At 72.9% G+C, this 20551-nt stretch carries 23 protein-coding genes; 17 read left to right on the top strand and 6 right to left on the bottom strand.

Going from position 1 to position 20551, the window contains the following annotated elements:
- The first annotated feature begins 10 nt into the window (after positions 1–10).
- The 10 genes from ACIOD1_RS01985 to ACIOD1_RS01940 all read left to right on the top strand — a co-directional run bounded on the left by ACIOD1_RS01985 (position 11) and on the right by ACIOD1_RS01940 (position 9959).
- On the top strand, positions 11–985 hold the full coding sequence (locus ACIOD1_RS01985) for an ABC transporter ATP-binding protein (protein WP_401899610.1): 975 nt from the start codon (positions 11–13) through the stop codon (positions 983–985).
- Positions 978–2060: an ABC transporter ATP-binding protein gene (locus ACIOD1_RS01980; protein ID WP_401899608.1), complete on the top strand. Its 1083-nt coding sequence runs from the start codon at positions 978–980 to the stop codon at positions 2058–2060. Before ACIOD1_RS01985 ends, ACIOD1_RS01980 begins: the two co-directional genes overlap by 8 nt.
- Positions 2061–2402: 342 nt before the next feature.
- Complete coding sequence (locus ACIOD1_RS01975) at positions 2403–2597, top strand: hypothetical protein (RefSeq protein ID WP_365617739.1); 195 nt, start codon at positions 2403–2405, stop codon at positions 2595–2597.
- Positions 2598–2619: 22 nt separating this feature from the next.
- Complete coding sequence (mshB, locus tag ACIOD1_RS01970) at positions 2620–3573, top strand: N-acetyl-1-D-myo-inositol-2-amino-2-deoxy-alpha-D-glucopyranoside deacetylase (protein ID WP_401899605.1); 954 nt, start codon at positions 2620–2622, stop codon at positions 3571–3573.
- A complete protein-coding gene (locus tag ACIOD1_RS01965; RefSeq protein ID WP_401899603.1) occupies positions 3570–3953 on the top strand; it encodes a DUF6113 family protein in 384 nt (127 codons plus the stop codon). Before mshB ends, ACIOD1_RS01965 begins: the two co-directional genes overlap by 4 nt.
- 358 nt (positions 3954–4311) lie before the next feature.
- A complete protein-coding gene (locus tag ACIOD1_RS01960) occupies positions 4312–6165 on the top strand; it encodes a hypothetical protein (protein WP_401899601.1) in 1854 nt (617 codons plus the stop codon).
- Between the two features lie 209 nt (positions 6166–6374).
- The gene (locus ACIOD1_RS01955) at positions 6375–7322 is read left to right on the top strand and encodes an ABC transporter ATP-binding protein (protein WP_365617731.1); all 948 of its coding nucleotides are present in this window, start codon (positions 6375–6377) and stop codon (positions 7320–7322) included.
- Positions 7319–8146 carry an ABC transporter permease gene (locus ACIOD1_RS01950; protein ID WP_365617729.1) on the top strand — a complete coding sequence of 276 codons (828 nt, stop codon included), beginning with the start codon at positions 7319–7321 and terminating at the stop codon, positions 8144–8146. The genes ACIOD1_RS01955 and ACIOD1_RS01950 overlap by 4 nt, the downstream gene beginning before the upstream one ends.
- A 59-nt stretch (positions 8147–8205) precedes the next feature.
- Positions 8206–9342, top strand: a complete 1137-nt coding sequence (locus ACIOD1_RS01945; RefSeq protein ID WP_401900429.1) for a sensor histidine kinase — start codon at positions 8206–8208, stop codon at positions 9340–9342.
- Positions 9339–9959 carry a response regulator transcription factor gene (locus tag ACIOD1_RS01940; RefSeq protein ID WP_365617728.1) on the top strand — a complete coding sequence of 207 codons (621 nt, stop codon included), beginning with the start codon at positions 9339–9341 and terminating at the stop codon, positions 9957–9959. The genes ACIOD1_RS01945 and ACIOD1_RS01940 overlap by 4 nt, the downstream gene beginning before the upstream one ends.
- A gap of 155 nt (positions 9960–10114) precedes the next feature.
- On the opposite strand, the gene ACIOD1_RS01935 is transcribed toward ACIOD1_RS01940, so the two are convergent.
- Positions 10115–10909, bottom strand: coding sequence for a transglutaminase-like domain-containing protein (locus ACIOD1_RS01935; RefSeq protein ID WP_365617727.1), 795 nt, complete (start codon positions 10907–10909; stop codon positions 10115–10117).
- Positions 10906–11892 (bottom strand): GNAT family N-acetyltransferase, encoded by a 987-nt coding sequence (locus ACIOD1_RS01930; RefSeq protein WP_365617726.1) that lies wholly within the window; start codon positions 11890–11892, stop codon positions 10906–10908. The genes ACIOD1_RS01935 and ACIOD1_RS01930 overlap by 4 nt, the downstream gene beginning before the upstream one ends.
- Before the next feature lie 116 nt (positions 11893–12008).
- Between ACIOD1_RS01930 and fdxA the strand changes: the two genes are divergently transcribed.
- Both fdxA and dapC read left to right on the top strand, forming a co-directional pair.
- Positions 12009–12341 carry a ferredoxin gene (gene fdxA, locus ACIOD1_RS01925; protein WP_031146270.1) on the top strand — a complete coding sequence of 111 codons (333 nt, stop codon included), beginning with the start codon at positions 12009–12011 and terminating at the stop codon, positions 12339–12341.
- A 92-nt stretch (positions 12342–12433) separates the two neighbouring features.
- Positions 12434–13528: a succinyldiaminopimelate transaminase gene (dapC, locus tag ACIOD1_RS01920; protein WP_365617724.1), complete on the top strand. Its 1095-nt coding sequence runs from the start codon at positions 12434–12436 to the stop codon at positions 13526–13528.
- 114 nt (positions 13529–13642) lie between these two features.
- Here dapC and ACIOD1_RS01915 read toward each other — a convergent pair whose 3' ends face one another.
- Entirely contained in the window at positions 13643–14029 is a 387-nt protein-coding gene (locus tag ACIOD1_RS01915) for an ATP-binding protein (protein ID WP_365617722.1), read from the bottom strand.
- A gap of 272 nt (positions 14030–14301) precedes the next feature.
- The gene (locus tag ACIOD1_RS01910) at positions 14302–15288 is read right to left on the bottom strand and encodes a hypothetical protein (protein WP_401900427.1); all 987 of its coding nucleotides are present in this window, start codon (positions 15286–15288) and stop codon (positions 14302–14304) included.
- 76 nt (positions 15289–15364) lie between these two features.
- On the opposite strand from ACIOD1_RS01910, the gene dapE reads away from it, so the two are divergent.
- A complete protein-coding gene (gene dapE, locus ACIOD1_RS01905) occupies positions 15365–16444 on the top strand; it encodes a succinyl-diaminopimelate desuccinylase (RefSeq protein WP_401899596.1) in 1080 nt (359 codons plus the stop codon).
- Positions 16445–16508: 64 nt separating this feature from the next.
- On the top strand, positions 16509–17276 hold the full coding sequence (locus ACIOD1_RS01900; RefSeq protein ID WP_365617718.1) for a TIGR00730 family Rossman fold protein: 768 nt from the start codon (positions 16509–16511) through the stop codon (positions 17274–17276).
- A gap of 51 nt (positions 17277–17327) precedes the next feature.
- Here the strand turns inward: ACIOD1_RS01900 and folP are convergent, their stop codons facing one another.
- Complete coding sequence (gene folP / locus ACIOD1_RS01895) at positions 17328–18188, bottom strand: dihydropteroate synthase (RefSeq protein WP_401899594.1); 861 nt, start codon at positions 18186–18188, stop codon at positions 17328–17330.
- A gap of 76 nt (positions 18189–18264) precedes the next feature.
- On the opposite strand from folP, the gene ACIOD1_RS01890 reads away from it, so the two are divergent.
- Both ACIOD1_RS01890 and ACIOD1_RS01885 read left to right on the top strand, forming a co-directional pair.
- Positions 18265–18618 carry a DivIVA domain-containing protein gene (locus ACIOD1_RS01890; RefSeq protein WP_365617714.1) on the top strand — a complete coding sequence of 118 codons (354 nt, stop codon included), beginning with the start codon at positions 18265–18267 and terminating at the stop codon, positions 18616–18618.
- A complete protein-coding gene (locus ACIOD1_RS01885) occupies positions 18615–19196 on the top strand; it encodes a DNA-3-methyladenine glycosylase I (protein WP_365617712.1) in 582 nt (193 codons plus the stop codon). The genes ACIOD1_RS01890 and ACIOD1_RS01885 overlap by 4 nt, the downstream gene beginning before the upstream one ends.
- A gap of 23 nt (positions 19197–19219) precedes the next feature.
- On the opposite strand, the gene ACIOD1_RS01880 is transcribed toward ACIOD1_RS01885, so the two are convergent.
- Positions 19220–20023: an enoyl-CoA hydratase-related protein gene (locus tag ACIOD1_RS01880; RefSeq protein WP_365617711.1), complete on the bottom strand. Its 804-nt coding sequence runs from the start codon at positions 20021–20023 to the stop codon at positions 19220–19222.
- Between the two features lie 332 nt (positions 20024–20355).
- Here ACIOD1_RS01880 and ACIOD1_RS01875 point away from each other — a divergent pair, with 332 nt between their 5' ends.
- Entirely contained in the window at positions 20356–20523 is a 168-nt protein-coding gene (locus tag ACIOD1_RS01875) for a DUF3117 domain-containing protein (RefSeq protein WP_003966491.1), read from the top strand.
- Positions 20524–20551: the final 28 nt, after the last annotated feature.

The raw sequence follows: 20551 nt of genomic DNA, 5'->3' as shown, positions 1-20551 counted from the left end.
GAGTCGGCAGATGCTGCTCGAAGTCCGCGACCTGCACGTGGAGTTCAAGACCCGCGACGGCGTCGCCAAGGCCGTCAACGGAGTCGACTATTCGGTCGACGAGGGCGAGACGCTCGCCGTGCTCGGCGAGTCCGGCTCCGGCAAGTCCGTCACCGCCCAGGCCGTGATGGGGATCCTCGACATGCCGCCCGGGCGCATCGCGGGCGGCGAGATCCTCTTCAAGGGGCGGGACCTCCTGAAGATGAAGGAGGACGAGCGCCGGAAGATCCGCGGGGCCGACATGGCCATGATCTTCCAGGACGCCCTGTCCTCCCTGAACCCCGTCCTCAGCGTGGGCGCCCAGCTCGGCGAGATGTACGAGGTCCACCGCGGGATGTCCCGCAAGGACGCCAAGGCCAAGGCCGTGGAGCTGATGGACCGGGTGAAGATCCCGGCGGCGAAGGAACGCGTGGGGGACTACCCGCACCAGTTCTCCGGCGGCATGCGCCAGCGCATCATGATCGCGATGGCGCTGGCCCTGGAGCCCTCCCTGATCATCGCCGACGAGCCCACCACCGCCCTCGACGTCACCGTCCAGGCACAGGTCATGGACCTCCTGGCGGAACTCCAGCGCGAGCTGAACATGGGCCTGATCCTGATCACCCACGACCTCGGCGTCGTCGCCGACGTCGCCGACAAGATCGCGGTGATGTACGCGGGCCGGATCGTCGAGGCGGCGCCCGTCCACCAGATCTACAAGGCGCCCGCCCATCCGTACACCCGGGGCCTGCTCGACTCGATCCCGCGCCTGGACCAGAAGGGCCAGGAGCTGTACGCGATCAAGGGCCTGCCGCCGAACCTCCTCGCGATCCCGCCCGGGTGCGCCTTCAACCCCCGCTGTCCGATGGCCCGGGACGTGTGCCGGACCGACGTCCCGCCGCTCGCGGCGGTGGCCCCGGAACGTTCCAGCGCGTGCTTCTTCTGGCAGGAGTGCCTCGATGACTGAGCCCATCCTGGAGGTCCGCGACCTCGTCAAGTACTACCCGCTCACCCAGGGCGTCCTCGTCAAGAAGCAGGTCGGCGCGGTCAAGGCCGTCGACGGGGTCTCCTTCGACCTCCGGGCGGGCGAGACCCTCGGCATCGTCGGCGAGTCCGGCTGCGGCAAGTCCACCGTCGCCAAGATGCTGGTCAACCTGGAGCGCCCGACCGCGGGCTCGATCTCGTACAAGGGCGACGACATCACCCGGCTGTCCGGCAAGGCCCTCAAGGCCGTCCGCCGCAACATCCAGATGGTGTTCCAGGACCCGTACACCTCGCTGAACCCGCGCATGACGGTCGGCGACATCGTCGGGGAGCCCTTCGAGATCCACCCCGAGGTGGCCCCCAAGGGCGACCGCCGCCGCAAGGTCCAGGACCTGCTCGACGTGGTGGGCCTGAACCCCGAGTACATCAACCGCTACCCGCACCAGTTCTCCGGCGGCCAGCGCCAGCGCATCGGCATCGCCCGCGGCCTCGCGCTGCGGCCGGAGATCATCGTCGCCGACGAGCCGGTCTCCGCGCTCGACGTGTCCGTGCAGGCCCAGGTCGTCAACCTGCTCGCCCGCCTCCAGGACGAGTTCGACCTGTCGTACGTCTTCATCGCGCACGACCTCTCGATCGTCCGGCACATCTCCGACCGGGTCGGGGTGATGTACCTGGGCCGGATCGTGGAGATCGGCTCCGACGAGGCGATCTACGACCACCCCACCCACCCGTACACCCAGGCCCTGCTCTCCGCCGTCCCCGTCCCGGACCCGGCCGCGCGAGCCGACCGGGACCGGATCATCCTGTCCGGGGACGTGCCCTCCCCGGCCAACCCGCCCTCCGGCTGCCGCTTCCGCACCCGGTGTTGGAAGGCCGAATCCCGCTGCGCGACCGAGGTGCCGCTGCTGGCCGTCCCGGCGGTCTTCCCCTCGGGCCCCGCCGCCCACCCGTCCGCCTGTCACTTCGCCGCCGAGCGGCCGGCGCCGCCGGGACCGGGGGCGACCCCGCCGCCGGCGACACCGCCGTCGCCGCCGTCCACGCCTGTGCGAAAGGAGTGAAACGAGGGCGGAACGTGGACCTCCACCGACGTTTTCCGGCCACCCCCAAAAGGCTGCCGGTGATCGCGTTTCGCTGACCTCCGTCACCGCAACGAGGCGCGGGCGGCGGCGACTTGGCCGTGCGGGCCCGAGATCAAGGGCCTGTGGTCGGACGGGTCGGCGCGGCACCCGCCCGAGCGCCGGTCGCACGCTCCGGGACGTGCGCTGCATGCGCCCCTCGTGCTGCCGGAATTCGATCGATGCGCTGGTACGGATAGTTATGATCCGTAGCGCACGGTGGGTATGACTCCGCCGAGCACGAGTCCGCGTACCGATGTCCGCTCGACCTGGAGGTGAAACGCCGTGGCACTCTCGATCTCCGCCGTGGTGCTGCTGGCGATCGTCGTCTTCCTTCTGGTCAGGAGGTCGGGGCTGAAGACGGGGCACGCGTTCGTCTGTGTGTTGCTCGGGTTCTACCTGGCCAGTTCGACGGTCGCCCCGACCCTCAGCCAGCTCACCAACAACGTGGCGAGCATGATCAGTGGCCTCAAGTTGTAGGTCCTGCTCGTAGGCTGACCCCATGAACGGTCTCCCCGCCCGTCGTCTGCTCCTCGTGCACGCGCACCCGGACGACGAGTCGATCAACAACGGCGTCACCATGGCCAAGTACGCGGCCGAGGGCGTCCACGTCGCCCTCGTGACCTGCACCCTCGGCGAGGAGGGCGAGGTCATCCCGGCCGAGCTGGCCCACCTGGCGCCCGACCGGGACGACACCCTCGGCCCCTTCCGGGTGGGCGAGCTGGCGGCCGCGATGAAGGAACTGGGGGTCACCGACCACCGCTTCCTCGGCGGCGCCGGCCGCTACCGGGACTCCGGGATGATGGGCGCCCCCCAGAACACCCGCTCCGGCGCCTTCTGGTCCGCCGACGTGGACGAGGCCGCGGACCACCTCGTCGAGGTGATCCGCGAACTGCGCCCGCAGGTCCTCGTCACCTACGACCCCGACGGCGGCTACGGCCACCCGGACCACATCCAGGCCCACCGCGTCGCCACCCGCGGCGCGGAGCTGGCCGCGCTGGCCGGCCACCGCCCGGAGCTGGGCGCCCCGCACGCCATCGCCAAGGTCTACTGGAACCGCGTCCCGCGCTCCGTGGTGGAGGAGGGCTTCGCCCGCCTGCACGCGGCCGGAGCCAAGAGGCCGAGCCCCTTCCCCGGGATCGCGAGTCCGGACGACGTCCCGGGAGTGGTCGCGGACGAACGGATCACCGCCGAGATCGGTGAGGACGGCGGGGTCGGTGAGATCGGCGGGGTCGGTGAGATCGGCGGGGCCGCCGGCCGCGGCCCGGTGGCGGCGAAGGTGGCCGCGATGCGCGCCCACGCCACCCAGATCGCGGTGGACGGCCCCGTCTTCGCCCTCTCCAACGACCTGGCCCAGCCCCTGTTCGCCCGCGAGTACTACGAGTTGGTGGCGGGCGAGCCGGGAGCCCCGGCCGGCGGGCGCGAGCACGACCTCTTCGCGGGGGTCGAGGCGTGAGCGCGACCCGGACCGCGAGGCGGATCGCCGCCCTGTTCGCCCTGCTGGTCCTCGGCACCCTGACGGGCGCGGCCGGCTGGCTCGTGGTGGACCTGTGGTTCCCGGCGGGGCTGGTCCTCGCGCTGCTCGGCCTCTTCGGCCTCTTCCTCGGCGGCCGGATCCTGATGGGCACCGGGAGCGGCGTGGGCGCGGCGGCGGCCGGCTGGTTCCTGTCGTACGTCCTGCTCGGCGCCCCGCGCCCCGAGGGGGATTTCCTGCTCGGTTCATCCGGAATCGGTACGTACACATACCTTTTGGGGGGTGCCGTGATCGCTGTGATCTGTGCCACGATGCGCGGCCCGGTGCAGGGGCGGGTTTCGGCCCCCGGGGCCCGCGGATGACGAGCCGTCGCGCTCCGCTGACCTCCGATGGGGGATGGCTTGCGGTGATTTGACGGTCCCTCGGGGCGGCCCGCGTCGCCGCTCCGGGGGAACCTCGGATTCCCCGGGGACAGTTGCCCCCGGACGGCGGCCAGTATGGTGGACGGGCCGCCGAGCTGCCCGCGCACGGTATGACGGGCGGCGGAGCCAACCGGGAGAACCTGCCTTGAGCCGTGAAACTGACAGTTCGTCCCCCGGGCCCCAAGGGCACGGTGGAGCCGCCTACCCCTCGGGTACGCCGCCGTATGGAACCGGCCGGTATCCGTCCACGACTGTGCCAACCGGGCCTGGCGCGGCGAACGCCCCGGAGGAGAACCCTGTGACGTCGAACCCGTCCACGCCCGAAAACGACGGGCCGAAGACCGAGACCACGCTGACGACCCGGATCCGGATCAACATCCCGGGTTCGCGGCCGATCCCGCCCGTGGTCGTACGCAAGCCCGTGAAGGGCGGCTCGTCGGCAGGCTCACCGGCCGCGGCCGACCCGCAGCCGCCGGCGCCCGCTCCGCACCCCGCCCAGCCCTCGGCCGGGGGCCCCGCCCCGGCCCGCGGAGACCGGCCCGGCGCGCCCGCGCCCGGCCGGGGTGCGCCCGGCCAGGGCGGACAGCCTCCCGCGCCCGGCCAGGGCGGTGGGGGCGAACCCACCGGCAACTGGTTCGCCCCGCGCAAGAACACCCCGCCCCCGGCGCCGCAGGCCCCGGCCGGCGCGAGCTACGGCTCGGCGCCCGCCCCGGCCCCCGCGCCCCCCGCCGGCCCGGGCCCCGGTTCCGGTTCCGGTTCCGGTGGAGGCTTCGCGCCGCCCGCCGGCCCGGGCGGGCAGCAGCAGCACCCGCAGCAGCAACAGCAGTCCAACGCCTCGTACGGCAACGGCGGCGGCTTCGCGCCGGCCCCCGCCGTCGGCGGCCCCGGGGTCGGCACCCCGTACGGGGCGTACGACAACGGCCCCGTCACCGAGGCCTTCCCCGCCTTCGCGGAGCCCACCGCACCCGCCGGGCCGACCGGCGGCCCCGCGATGGGCACCGTCCCGGTGCACGACGAGCCCTCGCGCTGGCCCGGTCCGGAGGCGCTGGCCGCCCCGGCCTCCGGTTACACCCCCGCGTCGGTGCCCGCCGCTGCCCCCGTCCCGGCGCCCCCGGCCCCCGGCCCGCGGCCGACCGGTCCGACGCCCGCCCCGGCGGGCAAGCCCGGCAAGCAGGCCAAGGGGTCCAAGCCCGCGGCGGGGAAGCCCGCCAAGAAGGGCCGCTCCAAGGTGGCCCTGCTCGGTGGCGCCCTCTTCGGGCTGGTCGGCCTCGCCTACGGAGCCGGGCTGCTCATGAACCACTCCGACGTGCCCAAGGGCACCACCGTCCTCGGCGAGGACATCGGCGGCACCCGGGACGAGGCCGTCACCAAGCTCGACGCGGCCTTCGGCAAGCGCGCCTCCGCCCCGCTCCAGCTCAGCGTCGGCGGCAAGCAGGTCGAGCTCAAGCCCGAGAAGGCGGGGCTCACCCTCGACAGTCAGACCACCGTCCGCAACGCGGCGGGCAGCGACTACAACCCGGTCACGGTCATCGGCTCCCTCTTCGGCGCCGAGCGGACGGCCCAGGCCGTCATGCCGGTGGACGAGGAGAAGCTGCGGGTCTCGCTCCAGGAGCTGGCCGGCGCGGCCGGTTCGGCCGGCGAGGGCACCATCACGTTCGACACGGGCAAGGCCGTCGCCGTCCCCGGCAAGGCGGGCGCCTCCGTCGACGTGGACGGCTCCGTGGAACGGGTCACCGCGGCCTTCCGCGAACTGGTCGGCACGGGCAAGGCGGCCCCCGTCGAACTCCCCACCGCCACCAAGGAACCGACGATCAACCAGGGCGAACTGGACCGGGCGATGAAGGAGTTCGCGGAGCCCGCGATGTCCGGGGTGGCCACCGTCAGGGCCGGTGCCAAGTCCATCCCCTTCGGCGCCAAGTCCCTGCCGAAGATCCTCTCCATGCAGGCCGTGGACGGACACCTCGTCGAGAAGTACGACAAGGAGGCCCTCAAGGCCACCTACGGCAACGCCTTCGACGGGGTCCTGATCACGCGCGGCAACGGCTCGAAGACCGCCGTCACGCCCGAGGACGTCGTCGGAGCCCTCCGCAAGGCCCTCGTCGGCAAGACCCCCGCGGAGCGGACCGTCACGATCGACACCAACCCGAGCTGACGGGTTCCGCACCGCCCCGGGCCCGCCCCGGCGCGAGCGGCCCACGGCCCCTTCCCGGACCCCGGGGAGGGGCCGGTCCGCGTTCCGGTCCGCGTCGCGGCCCCGGGCCCCCGTACGCGGGCGTCACGCCCGGGACATGACATCCGTCATGCGGCAGTCACGACGGCGGACACTGCCGCGCCCACCCCCGTACGGGCGAACCTTGGGCCATGACGACGACCTCGGCGCACACCGCCACCCCGCACACCGGCGCCGGCCCGGTGGTGAGCTTCCGGAACGTGACGAAGAACTACGGAGCCGTCCGAGCGGTCGACGGCCTCTCCCTCGAACTCCACCCGGGCGAGACCGTCGCACTCCTCGGACCCAACGGCGCCGGCAAGTCCTCCGCCCTCGACCTCCTCCTGGGCCTGCGCCCCGCCGACTCCGGCGAGGTCCGCCTCTTCGGCACCACCCCCCGCGAGGCCCTCGCCGCCGGCCGGGTCGGCGCGATGCTCCAGAGCGGCGGCCTGATGGAGGACGTCACCGTCCGCGAGCTGGTCTCCCTCGGCTGCGCACTGCACCCCCGCCCGCACACCGTGGACGAGGTCCTCCTGCGCGCCGGGATCGTCGACATCGCCGGCCGGATGGTCAACAAGCTCTCCGGCGGCCAGGAGCAGCGCGTCCGCTTCGCCCTGGCCACCGCCGGCCACAACGACCTCATCGTCCTCGACGAGCCGACCACCGGCATGGACGTCACCTCCCGCCAGGCCTTCTGGGCCACGATGCGCGAGCAGGCCGCCCAGGGCCGCACCGTCCTGTTCGCCACCCACTACCTGGAAGAGGCGGACGCCATCGCCGACCGGGTGCTGGTCCTCGCCAAGGGCCGCCTCCTCGCCGACGGCACCGCTGCCGAGATCAAGGCCAAGGCCGGCGCCCGCAAGGTCGCCTTCGACCTCGCCCCCGACGCGGAGGTCGACGAGTCCGCCCTGCGCGCCCTGCCCGCCCTGACCGCCTTCGAGCGCACCGGCGCCACCGTACGGCTCCAGTCGCGCGACGCCGACGCCACCGTCCACGCGCTCTACGCGCTCGGGCTGTACCCCCGCAACCTGGAGGTCGCGGGCCTCGGCCTGGAGCAGGCCTTCATCGCCCTCACCGAGGCCGAGGAGGCCACCCGATGAACACCGCCGTCGACACCGCCGCGCAGCCCGCCCCGAAGCCCGCCGCGCAGCCCGTCCCGAAGAACGCCGCCGCCACCGCGGGCACGCTCCGGCTGATCCGGCTGGAGATCTCGCGCGCGCTGCGCAACAAGAAGTACCTGTTCTTCACGGTCGCCTATCCGGCCGCCCTGTTCCTGATGCTCGGCGGCACCCTGAACGGCACCACCAAGGTCATGGGCACCCAGCTGACCATGCCCGCCTTCTACATGGTCGCCATGGCCTCCTTCGGCGCCCTCACCGCGGTCCTGATGGGCAACGGCGAGCGCATCGCCAAGGAGCGGGAGAAGGGCTGGGTCCGCCAACTGCGCCTGACGGCGCTGCCCGGACGCGGCTACGTCCTCGCCAAGACCGCCAGCGCGGGCGTCCTCTCCCTCCCCGCCATCCTCGTCGTCTTCCTCGTCGCCGCGGTGGTCAAGGACGTACGGTTCGAGGCCTGGCAATGGTTCGCCCTGACCGGCGCGATCTGGGCCGGCAGCCTGGTCTTCGCCGCCCTCGGCGTGGCCATCGGCTACCTGGCGAGCGGCGACACCGCGCGCCCCCTGACCATGCTCGTCTACTTCTCCCTGTCCATCCTGGGCGGCCTGTGGATGCCCACCGCCAACTTCCCGCAGTGGCTCCAGAACATCTGCGAGTGGCTGCCCACCCACGCCTACGCCGCTCTCGGCCAGGCCATCGAGCTGGGGGGCGCGCCGCACGCCAAGGACGTGGCCGTCCTCGCCGTCTACTTCGTACTGTTCACCGGTGCGGCCGCCTGGCTGTACCGCAAGGACTCCCTGAAGGCGTGAGACCCGTGGCGCTGACGCAGTCGCATACGCAGCCGGCGGACGACGCGAGCCGGATCGGCATGGCGCCGGAGAACACCCGCCACAAGGTGGTCAAGGGCCTGTGGATCGGCGTGTGGCTCTTCTACCTCAGCGCCCCCGTCACCGACCTCGTCAGCGGCGGACACAGCACCGGGGCGCGGGTGATCGGCGCCCTGGGCCTGGTCGCCTTCGTCGGCTGGTACCTGGCCCTGGTCTTCCGCACCGCCCGACAGATGGCCGTACGGCGGGTCCTGTTCTCCCTGACCGTCCTCGCCGCCCAGGCCACGGTCCTGTCGCTGGCCCTGGGCCGCGAGTGGCTGGTGCTCTTCGTCTACGTGGCCATCTCCTCCGGAGCCGCCCTGCCGGGGGAGATCTCCCGCTGGACGGTCCCGGGCGCGACGGCGCTGCTGGCCGTGACGGCGTACGCGGTCCCCGGCGGCACCGCCTACCTGGCCGGGCTGCTCATCCCGGCCCTGATGGGCGGCTTCGCGATGGTCGGCATCCGCGCGATGATCCGTACCACCGTCGAACTCCGCCAGGCCCGGGCCACGGTGGCGCAGCTCGCCGCCAACGAGGAACGCCTCAGGATGGCCCGCGACCTGCACGACCTGCTGGGGCACTCGTTGTCGCTGATCACCCTCAAGAGCGAGCTGGCGGGCCGGATGCTGCCGGAGCACCCCGACCGGGCCGCGCAGCAGGTGGCCGACATCGAGCGGGTCAGCAGGCAGGCGCTGGTCGACGTGCGGGAGGCCGTGAGCGGATACCGCAGGCCGACCCTGCCCGGCGAACTGGCGGGCGCCCGCACGGCCCTGACGGCGGCCGGGATCGTCGCCGACCTGCCCACGGAGGCCGCGGACGCCGTCGAGGACCTGCCGGAGGAGATCGAATCGGCCCTGGCCTGGTCGCTGCGGGAGGCCGTGACGAACGTGGTCCGGCACAGCGGTGCCCGCCGCTGCACCGTCGTCCTGGACGTCTCACAGACCCTGGCGGGGCCCGTCGCGGAGCTGTCCGTCACCGACGACGGCGCGGGCGGTGGCGCGGGTGGCGCTCCCGCCGGCAACGGGCTGACCGGCCTGACGGAACGCCTGGAGGCGGTCGGCGGCACCCTGTCGGCCGGCCCGGCGGGGAAGACCGGCTTCCGCCTGCGGGCCAGGGTCCCCCTAGGATCCCCCTCATGACCGACACCGCGCCCATCCGGATCCTGTTGGCCGAGGACCAGTCGATGGTCCGAGAGGCGCTGGCCGCGCTGTTGGGGCTGGAGCCGGACATCGAGGTGCTGGCCCAGGTGGCGCGGGGGGACGAGGTCGTGGCGGCGGCGCGGACCCACGACGTGAACGTGGCCCTCCTCGACATCGAGATGCCGGGGATGACGGGCATCGAGGCGGCGGCGGCCCTCCGGATCGCCGAACCCTCGCTCAAGATCGTCATCCTGACCACCTTCGGCCGCCCCGGCTACCTCCGCGGCGCGATGGAGGCGGGCGCCTCCGCGTTCCTGGTCAAGGACGCCCCGGCCGCGCAGCTCGCGGACGCCGTCCGCAAGGTCCTGGCGGGTGAACGCGTCATCGACCCCACCCTCGCGGCGGCGGCCCTGGCGGAGGGCGCGAACCCGCTGACGGACCGCGAGCGGGAGGTGCTCCGGGCGGCGGAGTCCGGGGCGACCAACGCCGAACTGGCGGCCCGCCTGCACCTGTCCCAGGGCACGGTCCGCAACTACCTCTCGACGGCGATCCAAAAGCTCGCGTCCCGCAACCGCGCGGAGGCCATCCGCACGGCCCGCGAAAAAGGCTGGCTCTAGGCCGTCTCTTTCGGATCACGCCGGGCCCGGATCGTCCGGCACGGCACCTCGCGAAGAGACGGCCCAGCCCTGGCCCGGGCCCGGGCCAGAGCCCGGCGCCCGCCGTCACCGCCCCGCAGCCCCCCGCCCCGCCCGGCAGGGACACCGTGGCGGGGTCAGTTCAGGAGGGCTCGGGCCGAGACGGCCTCCGCGCGGATCCGGGCCGCCTCCCCGGTGTCGACGGCGTCCATGACCTCCGCGTAGCCCTCCATCTCGGCCGCCCCTTCCTGGAACGCGCCCCGCTCCACCAGCAGCCGCGCCCGCTCGTACCGCAGCGCCGCCGGGTGCGAGGGCAGCAGCAGTGCCAGGTCGAGCGTCCACAGCGCGACCGCGGAGTGCTCCGGCCGGGCGGCGGCCCACGCCCGGATGTTGTTCAGGATCCGCAGCACGACGTCCAGCGTCCGCGCCGGCGTCCTCGGTCCGGCCGCCAGCTCCGCCGGACCGGCCCCCAGTGAGGCCCCGCCCGCGAAGGGGTCCACCGTGACCCCCTCCTCGGGGTCGCCGAAGCCCACCACGAAGTGCCCCGGCAGCCCCAGCCCGTACACGGGCGCTCCGGCCCGCCGGGCCACCTCCATCCACACCACCGACAGCAGGATCGGCAGCCCCCGTCTGCGCCGCAGCACCTCGTGCAGCAGCGAGGACGACAGCCGGTCGTAGTCCGCCGGGGTCCCGTGGAAGCCCAGCCGGCCGCCGAGCAGCTCCGTCACGGCCGAGGCCCAGGCCCGCGCGCCCCGCAGTCCGTACGGGAGCATCCCCGCGAGCCGGTCCAGCTCGATCTGGGCCCAGTCCATGACCCGTTCGTCGTCGAGCGCCGGATCCGCCTCCGCCGCCAGCAACAGGCACAGCAGGGCCAGGTCCGGCCGCTCCGAGCGGGCCTCCGCGGCGAACTGCGCCCGCGACGCCGCGCTCACGGCCGCCCCGCCCGGAAGTGGTGGTAGGCGTGGTGGGTGGCGAAGCCCATCGCGTCGTAGAGCGCCCGCGCCCCGTCGTTGTCCGTCTCCACCTGGAGCCAGGCCGCCGAGGCCCCCTCCTCCAGCGCCCGCCGGGCCAGCGCGGTCATCACCGCCGTCGCGAGCCCCCGCCGACGCCGCTGCGGGTCCACCGTCACCGCGCCGAAGCCGGCCCAGCGGCCGTCCACCACGCACCGTCCGACCGCCCGGCCGCCGTCCAGCGAGGCGAACCACACCGACGGCCCCTCGACCAGCATCCGCCGGGCCAACCCGGGATCCTGGACCTTGCCGTAGCGGCCCAGCCACTCCTCGTCGGGCTCCCGGGTCAGCCGTACGCCCGACACCTCCGCGTCGATGTCCCCGATCGGGGCCAACGCCCCGATCCGGACCTCGGCCGAGACCTCGTTGACCCAGCCGCGCCGTTCCAGCTCCGCGCAGAGCGTCTCCTGCGTCCCCGCGGCGCCCGTGGCGGCCTGGACGTAGGCCGGGAGCCCGCGTTCCGCGTACCAGGAGGTCACCCGCGCGAGTGCTTCGTCCACGGGTATGCCGGGATCGCCGGCGGGGAGCACCGAGTTCGCCCGCCGGGTGAAGCCCTCCGCGGCGCGCAGCGTCCACTCGCCCAGCGGCTCGCTCTCCAGCGGCTGCCAGGCCCGCGCGGTGACCCGCGTCAGTTCCTCGAAGGAGGCGGCGGGGCCTCGTCGCCGGGCCGGCGCGGGCGGCACCGTCTTGCCCGCGACCAGCGTCGATTCCGGGATGTGGACGGAAGACCCGTCTCTGCGTGTGATCGTCAGCACACCCTCGGTCCAGGATGTGAGAACCCCTAGAGCGTCACTGAAGGACGGCTTGTGCCCCACCCCCGCGACCACCCGTCGTACGGAGACTCGTTTACCCACGTCAGCGTGGGTGATACGGATCTCCAGCAGCCCTCCGGCAGTGAATTCCACAGCTCTGTCCGCCCCTCCTGTTCGGATCGTGCCCGGGAACGGAGATACTAGGTGCGGGCATCGACGACGCCGCGCTCCCGCGCGAATGGAAAGCCCCACCGAGGAGGAACGAGAGCGTGACCTACGTCATCGCGGAGCCTTGTGTCGACGTCAAGGACAAGGCATGCATCGAAGAGTGCCCCGTCGACTGCATCTACGAGGGCCAGCGGTCCTTGTACATCCACCCGGACGAGTGTGTCGACTGCGGCGCCTGTGAGCCGGTCTGCCCGGTCGAGGCCATCTTCTACGAAGATGACACCCCGGAGGAGTGGAAGGACTACTACAAGGCGAACGTCGAGTTCTTCGACGAGCTCGGTTCGCCCGGTGGTGCCTCCAAGCTCGGTCTGATCGAGCGCGACCACCCCTTCGTCGCCGCACTGCCCGCCGGCATCAACGGCGACGAGCACTGACCGTTCACGGCAGACGCGCACTTCGGTCCCGTACGGCACTGCCGCGCGGGACCGAGTCGTTTCCCCGCACCGAAGAGAGAGCAGAGAGCACCGTGGCCGCAGTTTCCGACCGTCTCCCCACCTTCCCCTGGGACAAGCTGGAGCCGTACAAGGCGACCGCGGCGGCCCATGCGGACGGCATCGTCGACCTCTCCGTCGGCACCCCCGTGGACCCGGTGCCCCAGCTGATCCAGCGGGCCCTGATCGAGGCGGCCGACTCCCCGGGCTACCCGACGGTCTGGGGCACGCCCGCCCTGCGCGACGCCATCACCGGCTGGCTGCGCGGCCGCCTCGGCGCGAGCGCCGCCGGCCACCACAACGTGCTGCCCGTGGTCGGCTCCAAGGAACTCGTGGCCTGGCTCCCGACCCAACTGGGCCTGGGCGCCGGCGACAAGGTCGCCTACCCCCGCCTCGCCTACCCGACGTACGAGGTCGGCGCGCGCCTGTGCGGTGCCGAGGCCGTGGTCTACGACGACCCGACCACCCTCGACCCGACCGGCGTGAAGCTGCTCTGGCTCAACTCCCCGTCCAACCCCACCGGAAAGGTCCTCGCCAAGGAGGAGCTGATCCGGATCGTGGCCTGGGCGCGCGAGCACGGGATCCTGATCTTCAGCGACGAGTGCTACCTGGAGCTGGGCTGGGAGGCCGAGCCGGTCTCCGTCCTGCACGACGACGTCTGCGGCGGTTCCTACGAGGGCCTCGTGGCCGTCCACTCGCTCTCCAAGCGCTCCAACCTGGCGGGCTACCGGGCCGCGTTCATCGCCGGCGACGCCGAAGTCCTCGGCGAACTGCTCCAGATCCGCAAGCACGGCGGCATGATGACGGCCGCCCCCGTCCAGGCCGCCGTCGTGGCCGCCCTCGGCGACCACGAGCACGTCGAGGAGCAGCGCGCCCGCTACTCCGCCCGTCGTGACGCGCTGCGCGCGGCCCTGGAGGCGCACGGCTTCCGCGTGGAGCACAGCGAGGCCAGCCTCTACCTGTGGGTGACCCGCGACGAGCCCTGCTGGGACACCGTCGCCCACCTGGCCTCCCTCGGCATCCTGGTGGCACCGGGCGACTTCTACGGCGAGGCCGGGGCGAACTTCGTTCGCGTCGCCTTCACGGCCACCGACGAGCGGGTCGAAGCGGCCGTCAAGCGCCTGGGCTGATCCGCCCGGGCGGCGCGCGGCCCGCACGGGCCGGTTCGCCCGTGCGGGCCGGGTACGACAGCCCGAAGGGGCCGGGAGTTCGCGCTCCCGGCCCCTTCGGCGTGTCCGCGGCGGTCAGCCGCCCAGCGGCAGCCCGGCCAGGGGCAGGCTGCCCACCGGGAGCTGCCCGACGGGCAGGTCCTTGACGGGCAGGTCGTTCACCGGCAGGTCCTTGACGGGCAGGTCCTTCACGGGCAGCTGACCGGCGACCGGCAGACCGCCCAGCACCTGGCCCGCGCCACCCGCGACCTCGGCGGCGGGAGCGGCGGCCGGGAGGGCCTCGCCGGCGGCGCCCGCGGCGTCACCCGCGACCGAGGTGTCCGGTGCGGTGAGCGCGCCCAGCTGCGGCACGGACTCCAGGCCCGCGGCACTGGCCACGCCGGCCGCACCGACCACGGGAGCGGCACCGGCTGCGAGGAGCAGCGCGGTACGGGCGATCCGGCGGGTCAGGGGGAGGGACATGATGCTCCTAAGCGGTAGCGGCTGAGTACGCCGTGTACAACCGCCCCCGGGGTGGCCCGAGTTGCGGACGCCATAGGTAAAGGATCGGTAACGCATCGTTTAATCGGCTTCCGCGACAAGCCCACCGGAAGCCGTCCCCGCCCGCCCCGACCTGGCCTTCTGCCGGTCCGCGACACCCGGTCCCCGGCCCCCGGGCGCGAGCGCCCCCGACCCCCTCACGGGTGACGTCCCGTACGCGCGAACGAGGCCCCTGGAGCGGTCGGCCCGCGCCCTCAGCCGCCGAGGAAGATCCGCAGCTCGTCCGGCGCCGCCGCGTGCGGGTCCGCGCCCCCGCCGGAGGCGTCGGCGGCCGGCCGCCAGCGGCCGCCGTCCTGGCCCGCGACCCAGCCCGAGGCCCCGTACGACACCCGCGAGATCCCCAACTCCTGCGACCGGGCCACCGCCCAGTGCGCCATGGCCCGCACCCGCCGGGCCTCGGCCGTACCGCCGTCCCGCTTGAACCGCAGGCTGACCTCCGCGCCGGTCTTCGCACCGGCCTTCGCGCCGCTCTTCGCACCCGCGCCGCCGACGCCCCCGGTGCTCCGGGCCGCCGGCGTCGCCTCCTTGCCGAAGGCGCGCACCAGCTCCGCCGAGACCCGCTCCGCGCTGCCGGGCGCGGGGACCGGGCCCGAGCAGGACAGCGTGGCCCGCGCCCCGACCTCGCCGAAGGACGCCGTCAGGACCGTCGCGTCCGGCTCGTGCTTCGCGTAGGCCTGCGGGAAACCGCTGAGCTGCACCCGCTGCGCCGCGACCGTCAGCGGCAGCCGGGTGTAGCCCTTGATCTCCGCCAGCCGGTCGTAGAAGATCCCCGCCGAGTACACCGGGTCCATGATCTGCTCCGGGGTGCCCCACCCCTGCGAGGGCCGCTGCTGGAACAGGCCCAGCGAGTCCCGGTCCCCGTGGTCGAGGTTGCGCAGCGCCGACTCCTGCATCGCCGTGGCCAAGGCGATCGTCACGGCCCGGTCCGGGAGTCCCTTGGAGATCCCGACCGCGGCTATCGTCGCCGCGTTCGAGGCCTGCTCCGGGGTCATCGTGTAGGTCCGGACGGCGCCGCCCGCCTCCGTGGTGCCGGCCGTGCAGGACGGGGGCCCACCGCCCGTGCTGTCCCTCTGCACCGCGAAGTACCCGATCACCGCGAGCAGGACGGCCAGCCCCAGGGCGGCGCGCAGCGGGCGGCGACGACGGGGGCGGATGCGATCGGTCTCGGACACGCGGCCCACCGTACTTGAGGCATATGACGCGTCCATCGGCCGGACGGACACGGGTGCGAACCCTCCCGGGCGTTAGGGTCGGGCCATGCCCGAATCCGAGCTGGACCTCACCATGGACGCTGCCGAGCTGACCGCCCGGCTCGTCGACATCCCTTCCGTGAGCGGCGACGAGAAGGTACTCGCCGACCTCGTGGAGAACGCGCTGCGCGGCCTCCCGCACCTCACCGTGGACCGCTTCGGCAACAACGTCGTCGCCCGCACGCACCTCGGCCGCGCCGAGCGCGTCGTGCTCGCCGGTCACCTCGACACGGTGCCGATCGCCGACAACGTCCCGTCCCGCCTGGACGAGAACGACGTCCTGTGGGGCTGCGGCACGACGGACATGAAGTCCGGCGTCGCCGTACAACTGCGCATCGCCGCCACGGTCCCCGAGCCCAACCGCGACCTCACCTTCGTCTTCTACGACCAGGAAGAGGTCGCCGCCGACCTCAACGGCCTCGGCAAGGTCGCCGAGGCCCACCCCGACTGGCTGACCGGCGACTTCGCCGTCCTCCTCGAACCCTCCAACGCCGAGGTCGAGGGCGGCTGCCAGGGCACCCTGCGCGTCCTGCTGCGCACCTCCGGCGAGCGCGCCCACTCCGCGCGCAGCTGGATGGGCTCCAACGCCATCCACACCGCCGGCCCCATCCTGGCCAAGCTGGCCGCCTACGTACCGCGCCGGCCGGTCATCGACGGCCTGGAGTTCCACGAGGGCCTCAGCGCCGTGCGCATCGAGGGCGGCGTCGCCAACAACGTCATCCCGGACGCCTGCACGGTGACCGTGAACTTCCGCTACGCCCCCGACCGCAGCCCGAACGAGGCGATCGCCCACGTGCGGGAGGTGTTCGCGGACTGCGACATCTCCGAGTTCGTGATCGACGACTCCTCGCCCGGCGCCCTGCCCGGCCTCGGCCACCCGGCGGCGGCCGCCTTCATGGAGGCCGTCGGAGGACACGCCATGCCGAAGTTCGGCTGGACGGACGTCTCGCGCTTCAGCGCGTTGGGCGTTCCGGCGGTCAACTACGGTCCGGGCGACGCGCTGCTGGCCCACAAGGTCGACGAACGCGTCGAGACGAAGGCGATCCTGCACTGCGAGGAACGACTCCGCGCCTGGCTGACCTCCTGAATTCCGCTTGTCGTCACCTTTGTGCGCCTAACCTGATCCAACGATCAGCAGGAGGGAGCACATCATGGGCAACCCCACCAACCCCCAAGGTTCCGCTCGTCGTCGGCCCGAGGAGCAGCAGCTCGGGCCGGTGCTGAGGAGGCGGGGCCAGGTGCAGGCGGGCAGTACGACGGACCAGCGGCTGCTGGACTCGGACGGCCCCTCCGAGTGGGTGCACACCGATCCCTGGCGGGTCCTGCGCATCCAGTCGGAGTTCATCGAGGGCTTCGGCACGCTCGCGGAGCTGCCGCCGGCGATCAGCGTGTTCGGCTCGGCCCGCACCCCGGTGGACTCGCCGGAGTACGAGGCCGGCGTACGGATCGGGCACGCCCTCGTGGACGCCGGCTTCGCCGTCATCACCGGCGGCGGTCCGGGCGCGATGGAGGCCGCCAACAAGGGGGCCCGCGAGGCCAACGGCATCTCGGTCGGCCTCGGCATCGAGCTGCCCTTCGAACAGGGGCTCAACCAGCACGTCGACCTCGGCCTGAACTTCCGGTACTTCTTCGTCCGCAAGACGATGTTCGTGAAGTACAGCCAGGGCTTCGTGGTGCTGCCGGGCGGTCTCGGCACGCTGGACGAGATGTTCGAGGCGCTGACCCTGGTGCAGACCCAGAAGATCACCCGCTTCCCGATCGTGCTGTTCGGCACGGAGTACTGGAGCGGCCTGATCGACTGGCTGCGCAACACGGTGATCGCCCAGGGCAAGGCCTCGGAGAAGGACCTCTACCTGTTCCACGTCACGGACGACGTGGACGAGGCCATCGCGCTGGTGACCAAGGAAGTCGGCAAGTAGCCGCCCCGGCCCGGGCCTCACGGCCCGGGCCCCGTCCGGTCGGCTCCGGGCTCAGGCGAGCCCGCGGCGGGCGACCGCCGGGGGCCGGTGCCCCTGGATCGCCCGGACCATCTCCAGGACCTGCCGGGTCTCCGCGACCTCGTGGACCCGGTAGACCTGCGCGCCGAGCCAGGCCGAGACGGCCGTGGTCGCCAGGGTGCCGAGCAGTCGCTCCTTGACCGGCTTGTCCAGGGTCTCGCCGACGAAGTCCTTGTTCGACAGCGAGACCAGCACCGGCCAGCCGGTGTCGGTCATCTCGGCCAGCCGACGGGTGGCCTCCAGGGAGTGGCGGGTGTTCTTCCCGAAGTCGTGACCCGGGTCGATCAGGATCGACTCCCGCGGCACGCCCAGGGCCGCCGCCCGCTCCGCCAACCCGACCGTGACGCGCAGGATGTCCTCCATCACGTCCTCGTACGAGGTCCGGTGCGGCCGGGTCCGCGGCTCGACGCCGCCCGCGTGGGTGCAGACGATCCCCGCCCCGTACCGCGCGGCGACCTCCGCCAGCTTGGGGTCCACCCCGCCCCAGGCGTCGTTCAGCACGTCCGCCCCGGCCTCGCAGACGGCCTCGCCGACCTCGTGCCGCCAGGTGTCCACGCTGATCACCACGTCCGGGTGGCGGCGCCGGACCTCGGCCACGAAGCCGACCGTGCGCCGGGCCTCCTCGGCGGCGTCCACGTGTTCGCCGGGGCCCGCCTTGACCCCGCCGATGTCGATGACGGCGGCGCCCTCGGCCACCGCCTGCTCCACCCGGTCCAGCGCGGGCTCGTCGCGGAAGGTCGCGCCCTGGTCGTAGAAGGAGTCCGGCGTCCGGTTCACGATGGCCATGATCACCGGCTCGTGGGTGTCGAACTCGCGCCTGCCCAGTCGCAGCATCCTGCTCTTTCCTCCTTCGGCGACCCGCTCGCCTCGTCTGCGACCTTAACCTGGTGGCCGGAGTCTCTCAGGGGAGTTGATCGTGTTCTGGTTCTTGCTGATCGCGCTGGTCGTGGTCGTGGCCGCGGTCACCCTCGCGGTGGTCGGCGGAGGCGAGCGGGCCGTGTTGCCCGAGGCCGAGCCCGACCGGGTCGCCGACGCGCTGCCGGAGAGCCGGCCGGTCGTACGGGCGGACATCGACGCCCTGCGGCTCCCGTTGGCGCCGCGCGGCTACCGGATGGCCGAGGTGGACGACGTACTGGACCGCCTCGCCGCCGAACTGGCCGAACGGGACGCGCGGATCGCGGAACTGACGGCCGCCGCCGCTCCGCGGAGCGAGGCCCACGGCGCCGGTGCCGACGCGGTCGACCTCACCAAGGAGGAGCGATGAGCGAGGGCGGGCTGCTGGCCGGTCCGGACGGCGCCCTGCGCTGTCCGTGGGGGCTGTCCACCGAGGACTACGTCGCCTACCACGACACCGAATGGGGCAGGACCGTCCACGGGGACGACGCCCTCTACGAACGGCTCTGCCTGGAGGCGTTCCAGTCGGGGCTGTCGTGGCTGACGATCCTGCGCCGGCGCGAGGGCTTCCGCACGGCCTTCGCCGGCTTCGAGATCGCGGCGGTCGCCCGCTTCGGTCCCGAGGACGTGGCGCGCCTCCTCGCCGACGAGGGGATCATCCGCAACCGGGCCAAGATCGAGGCCACCCTCGCCAACGCGAAGGAGCTGGCCGGGTGGAAGCCGGGGGAGCTGGACGCGCTGATCTGGTCCCACGCGCCCGAGGAGCCGGGGCGGGCCCCGAAGCTCACCGGGGAGGTCCCGGCCGTCACCCCGGAGTCCACGGCCCTGGCCAAGGCCCTCAAGAAGGCCGGCATCCGCTTCGTCGGCCCCACCACGGCCTACGCCCTCATGCAGGCCTGCGGCCTGGTCAACGACCACCTCGCGGGGTGCCTGTCCCGCGAGGCGTAGGCCGTCGGTCGTCTTACGGGGTCTCAGCGCCCCAGGTACTGCGGCGGGCTCTTCGCCAGGAAGGCCTTGACGGCGATGGAGTGGTCCTCGGAGGCCCCCGCGCGGGCCTGGAGGAGGTCCTCCCGCTCCAGTGCCTCGGAGAGCGTGTGGGAGGCCCCGTAGGCCAGGGACTCCTTCAGGGCCGCGTACGCGACCGTCGGGCCGGCCGCCAGGGCGCGGGCCACGGACTCCGCCTCGGCGTGCAGGGACTCCGCCGGCACCAGACGGTTGGCGATGCCCAGCTCGAACGCCTCCGCCGCCTTCACCGAACGGGGGAAGAGCAACAGGTCGGACGCGCGGGAGGCGCCGATCAGGCGGGGGAGGGTCCAGGACACGCCCGAGTCGGCGGTCAGGGCCACCCCGGCGAAGGAGGTGTTGAAGGACGCCGTCTGCGCCACCACCCGGAAGTCCGCCGCCAGCGCGAATCCGAACCCGGCCCCGGCCGCGACCCCGTTCACCCCCGCCACGACGGGCTTGGGCATCTCGGTGAGGGCCCGCACGATCGGGTTGTAGTGCTCCGCGACGGTGCTCATCGTCAGGGAGGAGCCGTGCTCCCGGTCCGCCGCCAGGTTCCCGATGTGCTCCTTGAGGTCCTGGCCCACGCAGAAGGCCCGCGTCCCGGCCGCCGTGAGCAGCACCGCCCGTACCGCGGTGTCCTCGGCCGCCGCCCGGACCGCGTCGCGCAGGGCGACCTTGGCCTCGGTGTTCATGGCGTTCATCGCGTCGGGCCGGTTGATCGTGATGGTGGCGAGTCCGTCGGTGACTTCGTAGAGCACGCTGTCGGCCATGGCGGGGGTCCCCCTTCGTCGCGGGCTTGGCTACCGGCCGGTACCGGCCGGTCCGGGTGCCAGCATGGCGGACGGGGACGGGGCCCGACATGTGATGTGCGTCAAACAATCGGGGTGCCCGGGACCGGGAGCAGCGGCGAAGTATCGCAGGCGGATCCCCGAAATGAGTGGTTTTGGTCGAGCGCGTTGCGCAAGCGTTCTCATCCGATGTTGGTCATCGGGTCCTGACATGCGGGATAATGGCCGGGAAGCAATGTGTTCGATGCCGGGTACTAGGCGCCTGAACGGGGCCGTCGGCTGACGATGAACCGGTTTCAGGAAGGGGAACGAGCATGGCGGCCATGAAGCCGCGGACGGGCGACGGCCCGCTCGAGGTCACCAAGGAGGGGCGGGGCATCGTCATGCGCGTACCGCTCGAGGGCGGCGGTCGGCTCGTCGTCGAGCTGACTCCGGACGAGGCGGACGCCTTGGGTGACGCCCTCAAGAAGGTCGTCGGCTGAAGCGTCGGCACCATCTGATCTCTGCACC

Source organism: Streptomyces sp. NPDC088097 (genome assembly GCF_044741845.1).
Classification (GTDB): domain Bacteria; phylum Actinomycetota; class Actinomycetes; order Streptomycetales; family Streptomycetaceae; genus Streptomyces.
Note: the sequence above shows the minus strand (reverse complement) of the source record. Positions and strands in the feature narration are given on the sequence as shown.

Excerpts from the sequence above, each read along its gene's own strand:
- folP (WP_401899594.1), bottom strand. The coding sequence starts at position 18,188 with ATGCTGCGACTGGGCAGGCGCGAGTTCGACACCCACGAGCCGGTGATC.
- ACIOD1_RS01880 (WP_365617711.1), bottom strand. The coding sequence starts at position 20,023 with ATGGCCGACAGCGTGCTCTACGAAGTCACCGACGGACTCGCCACCATC.
- ACIOD1_RS01980 (WP_401899608.1), top strand. The coding sequence starts at position 978 with ATGACTGAGCCCATCCTGGAGGTCCGCGACCTCGTCAAGTACTACCCG.
- ACIOD1_RS01885 (WP_365617712.1), top strand. The coding sequence starts at position 18,615 with ATGAGCGAGGGCGGGCTGCTGGCCGGTCCGGACGGCGCCCTGCGCTGT.
- ACIOD1_RS01940 (WP_365617728.1), top strand. The coding sequence starts at position 9,339 with ATGACCGACACCGCGCCCATCCGGATCCTGTTGGCCGAGGACCAGTCG.
- ACIOD1_RS01945 (WP_401900429.1), top strand. The coding sequence starts at position 8,206 with ATGGCGCCGGAGAACACCCGCCACAAGGTGGTCAAGGGCCTGTGGATC.
- ACIOD1_RS01985 (WP_401899610.1), top strand. The coding sequence starts at position 11 with ATGCTGCTCGAAGTCCGCGACCTGCACGTGGAGTTCAAGACCCGCGAC.
- ACIOD1_RS01950 (WP_365617729.1), top strand. The coding sequence starts at position 7,319 with ATGAACACCGCCGTCGACACCGCCGCGCAGCCCGCCCCGAAGCCCGCC.
- ACIOD1_RS01915 (WP_365617722.1), bottom strand. The coding sequence starts at position 14,029 with ATGTCCCTCCCCCTGACCCGCCGGATCGCCCGTACCGCGCTGCTCCTC.
- ACIOD1_RS01955 (WP_365617731.1), top strand. The coding sequence starts at position 6,375 with ATGACGACGACCTCGGCGCACACCGCCACCCCGCACACCGGCGCCGGC.
- mshB (WP_401899605.1), top strand. The coding sequence starts at position 2,620 with ATGAACGGTCTCCCCGCCCGTCGTCTGCTCCTCGTGCACGCGCACCCG.
- ACIOD1_RS01875 (WP_003966491.1), top strand. The coding sequence starts at position 20,356 with ATGGCGGCCATGAAGCCGCGGACGGGCGACGGCCCGCTCGAGGTCACC.
- ACIOD1_RS01900 (WP_365617718.1), top strand. The coding sequence starts at position 16,509 with ATGGGCAACCCCACCAACCCCCAAGGTTCCGCTCGTCGTCGGCCCGAG.
- dapE (WP_401899596.1), top strand. The coding sequence starts at position 15,365 with ATGCCCGAATCCGAGCTGGACCTCACCATGGACGCTGCCGAGCTGACC.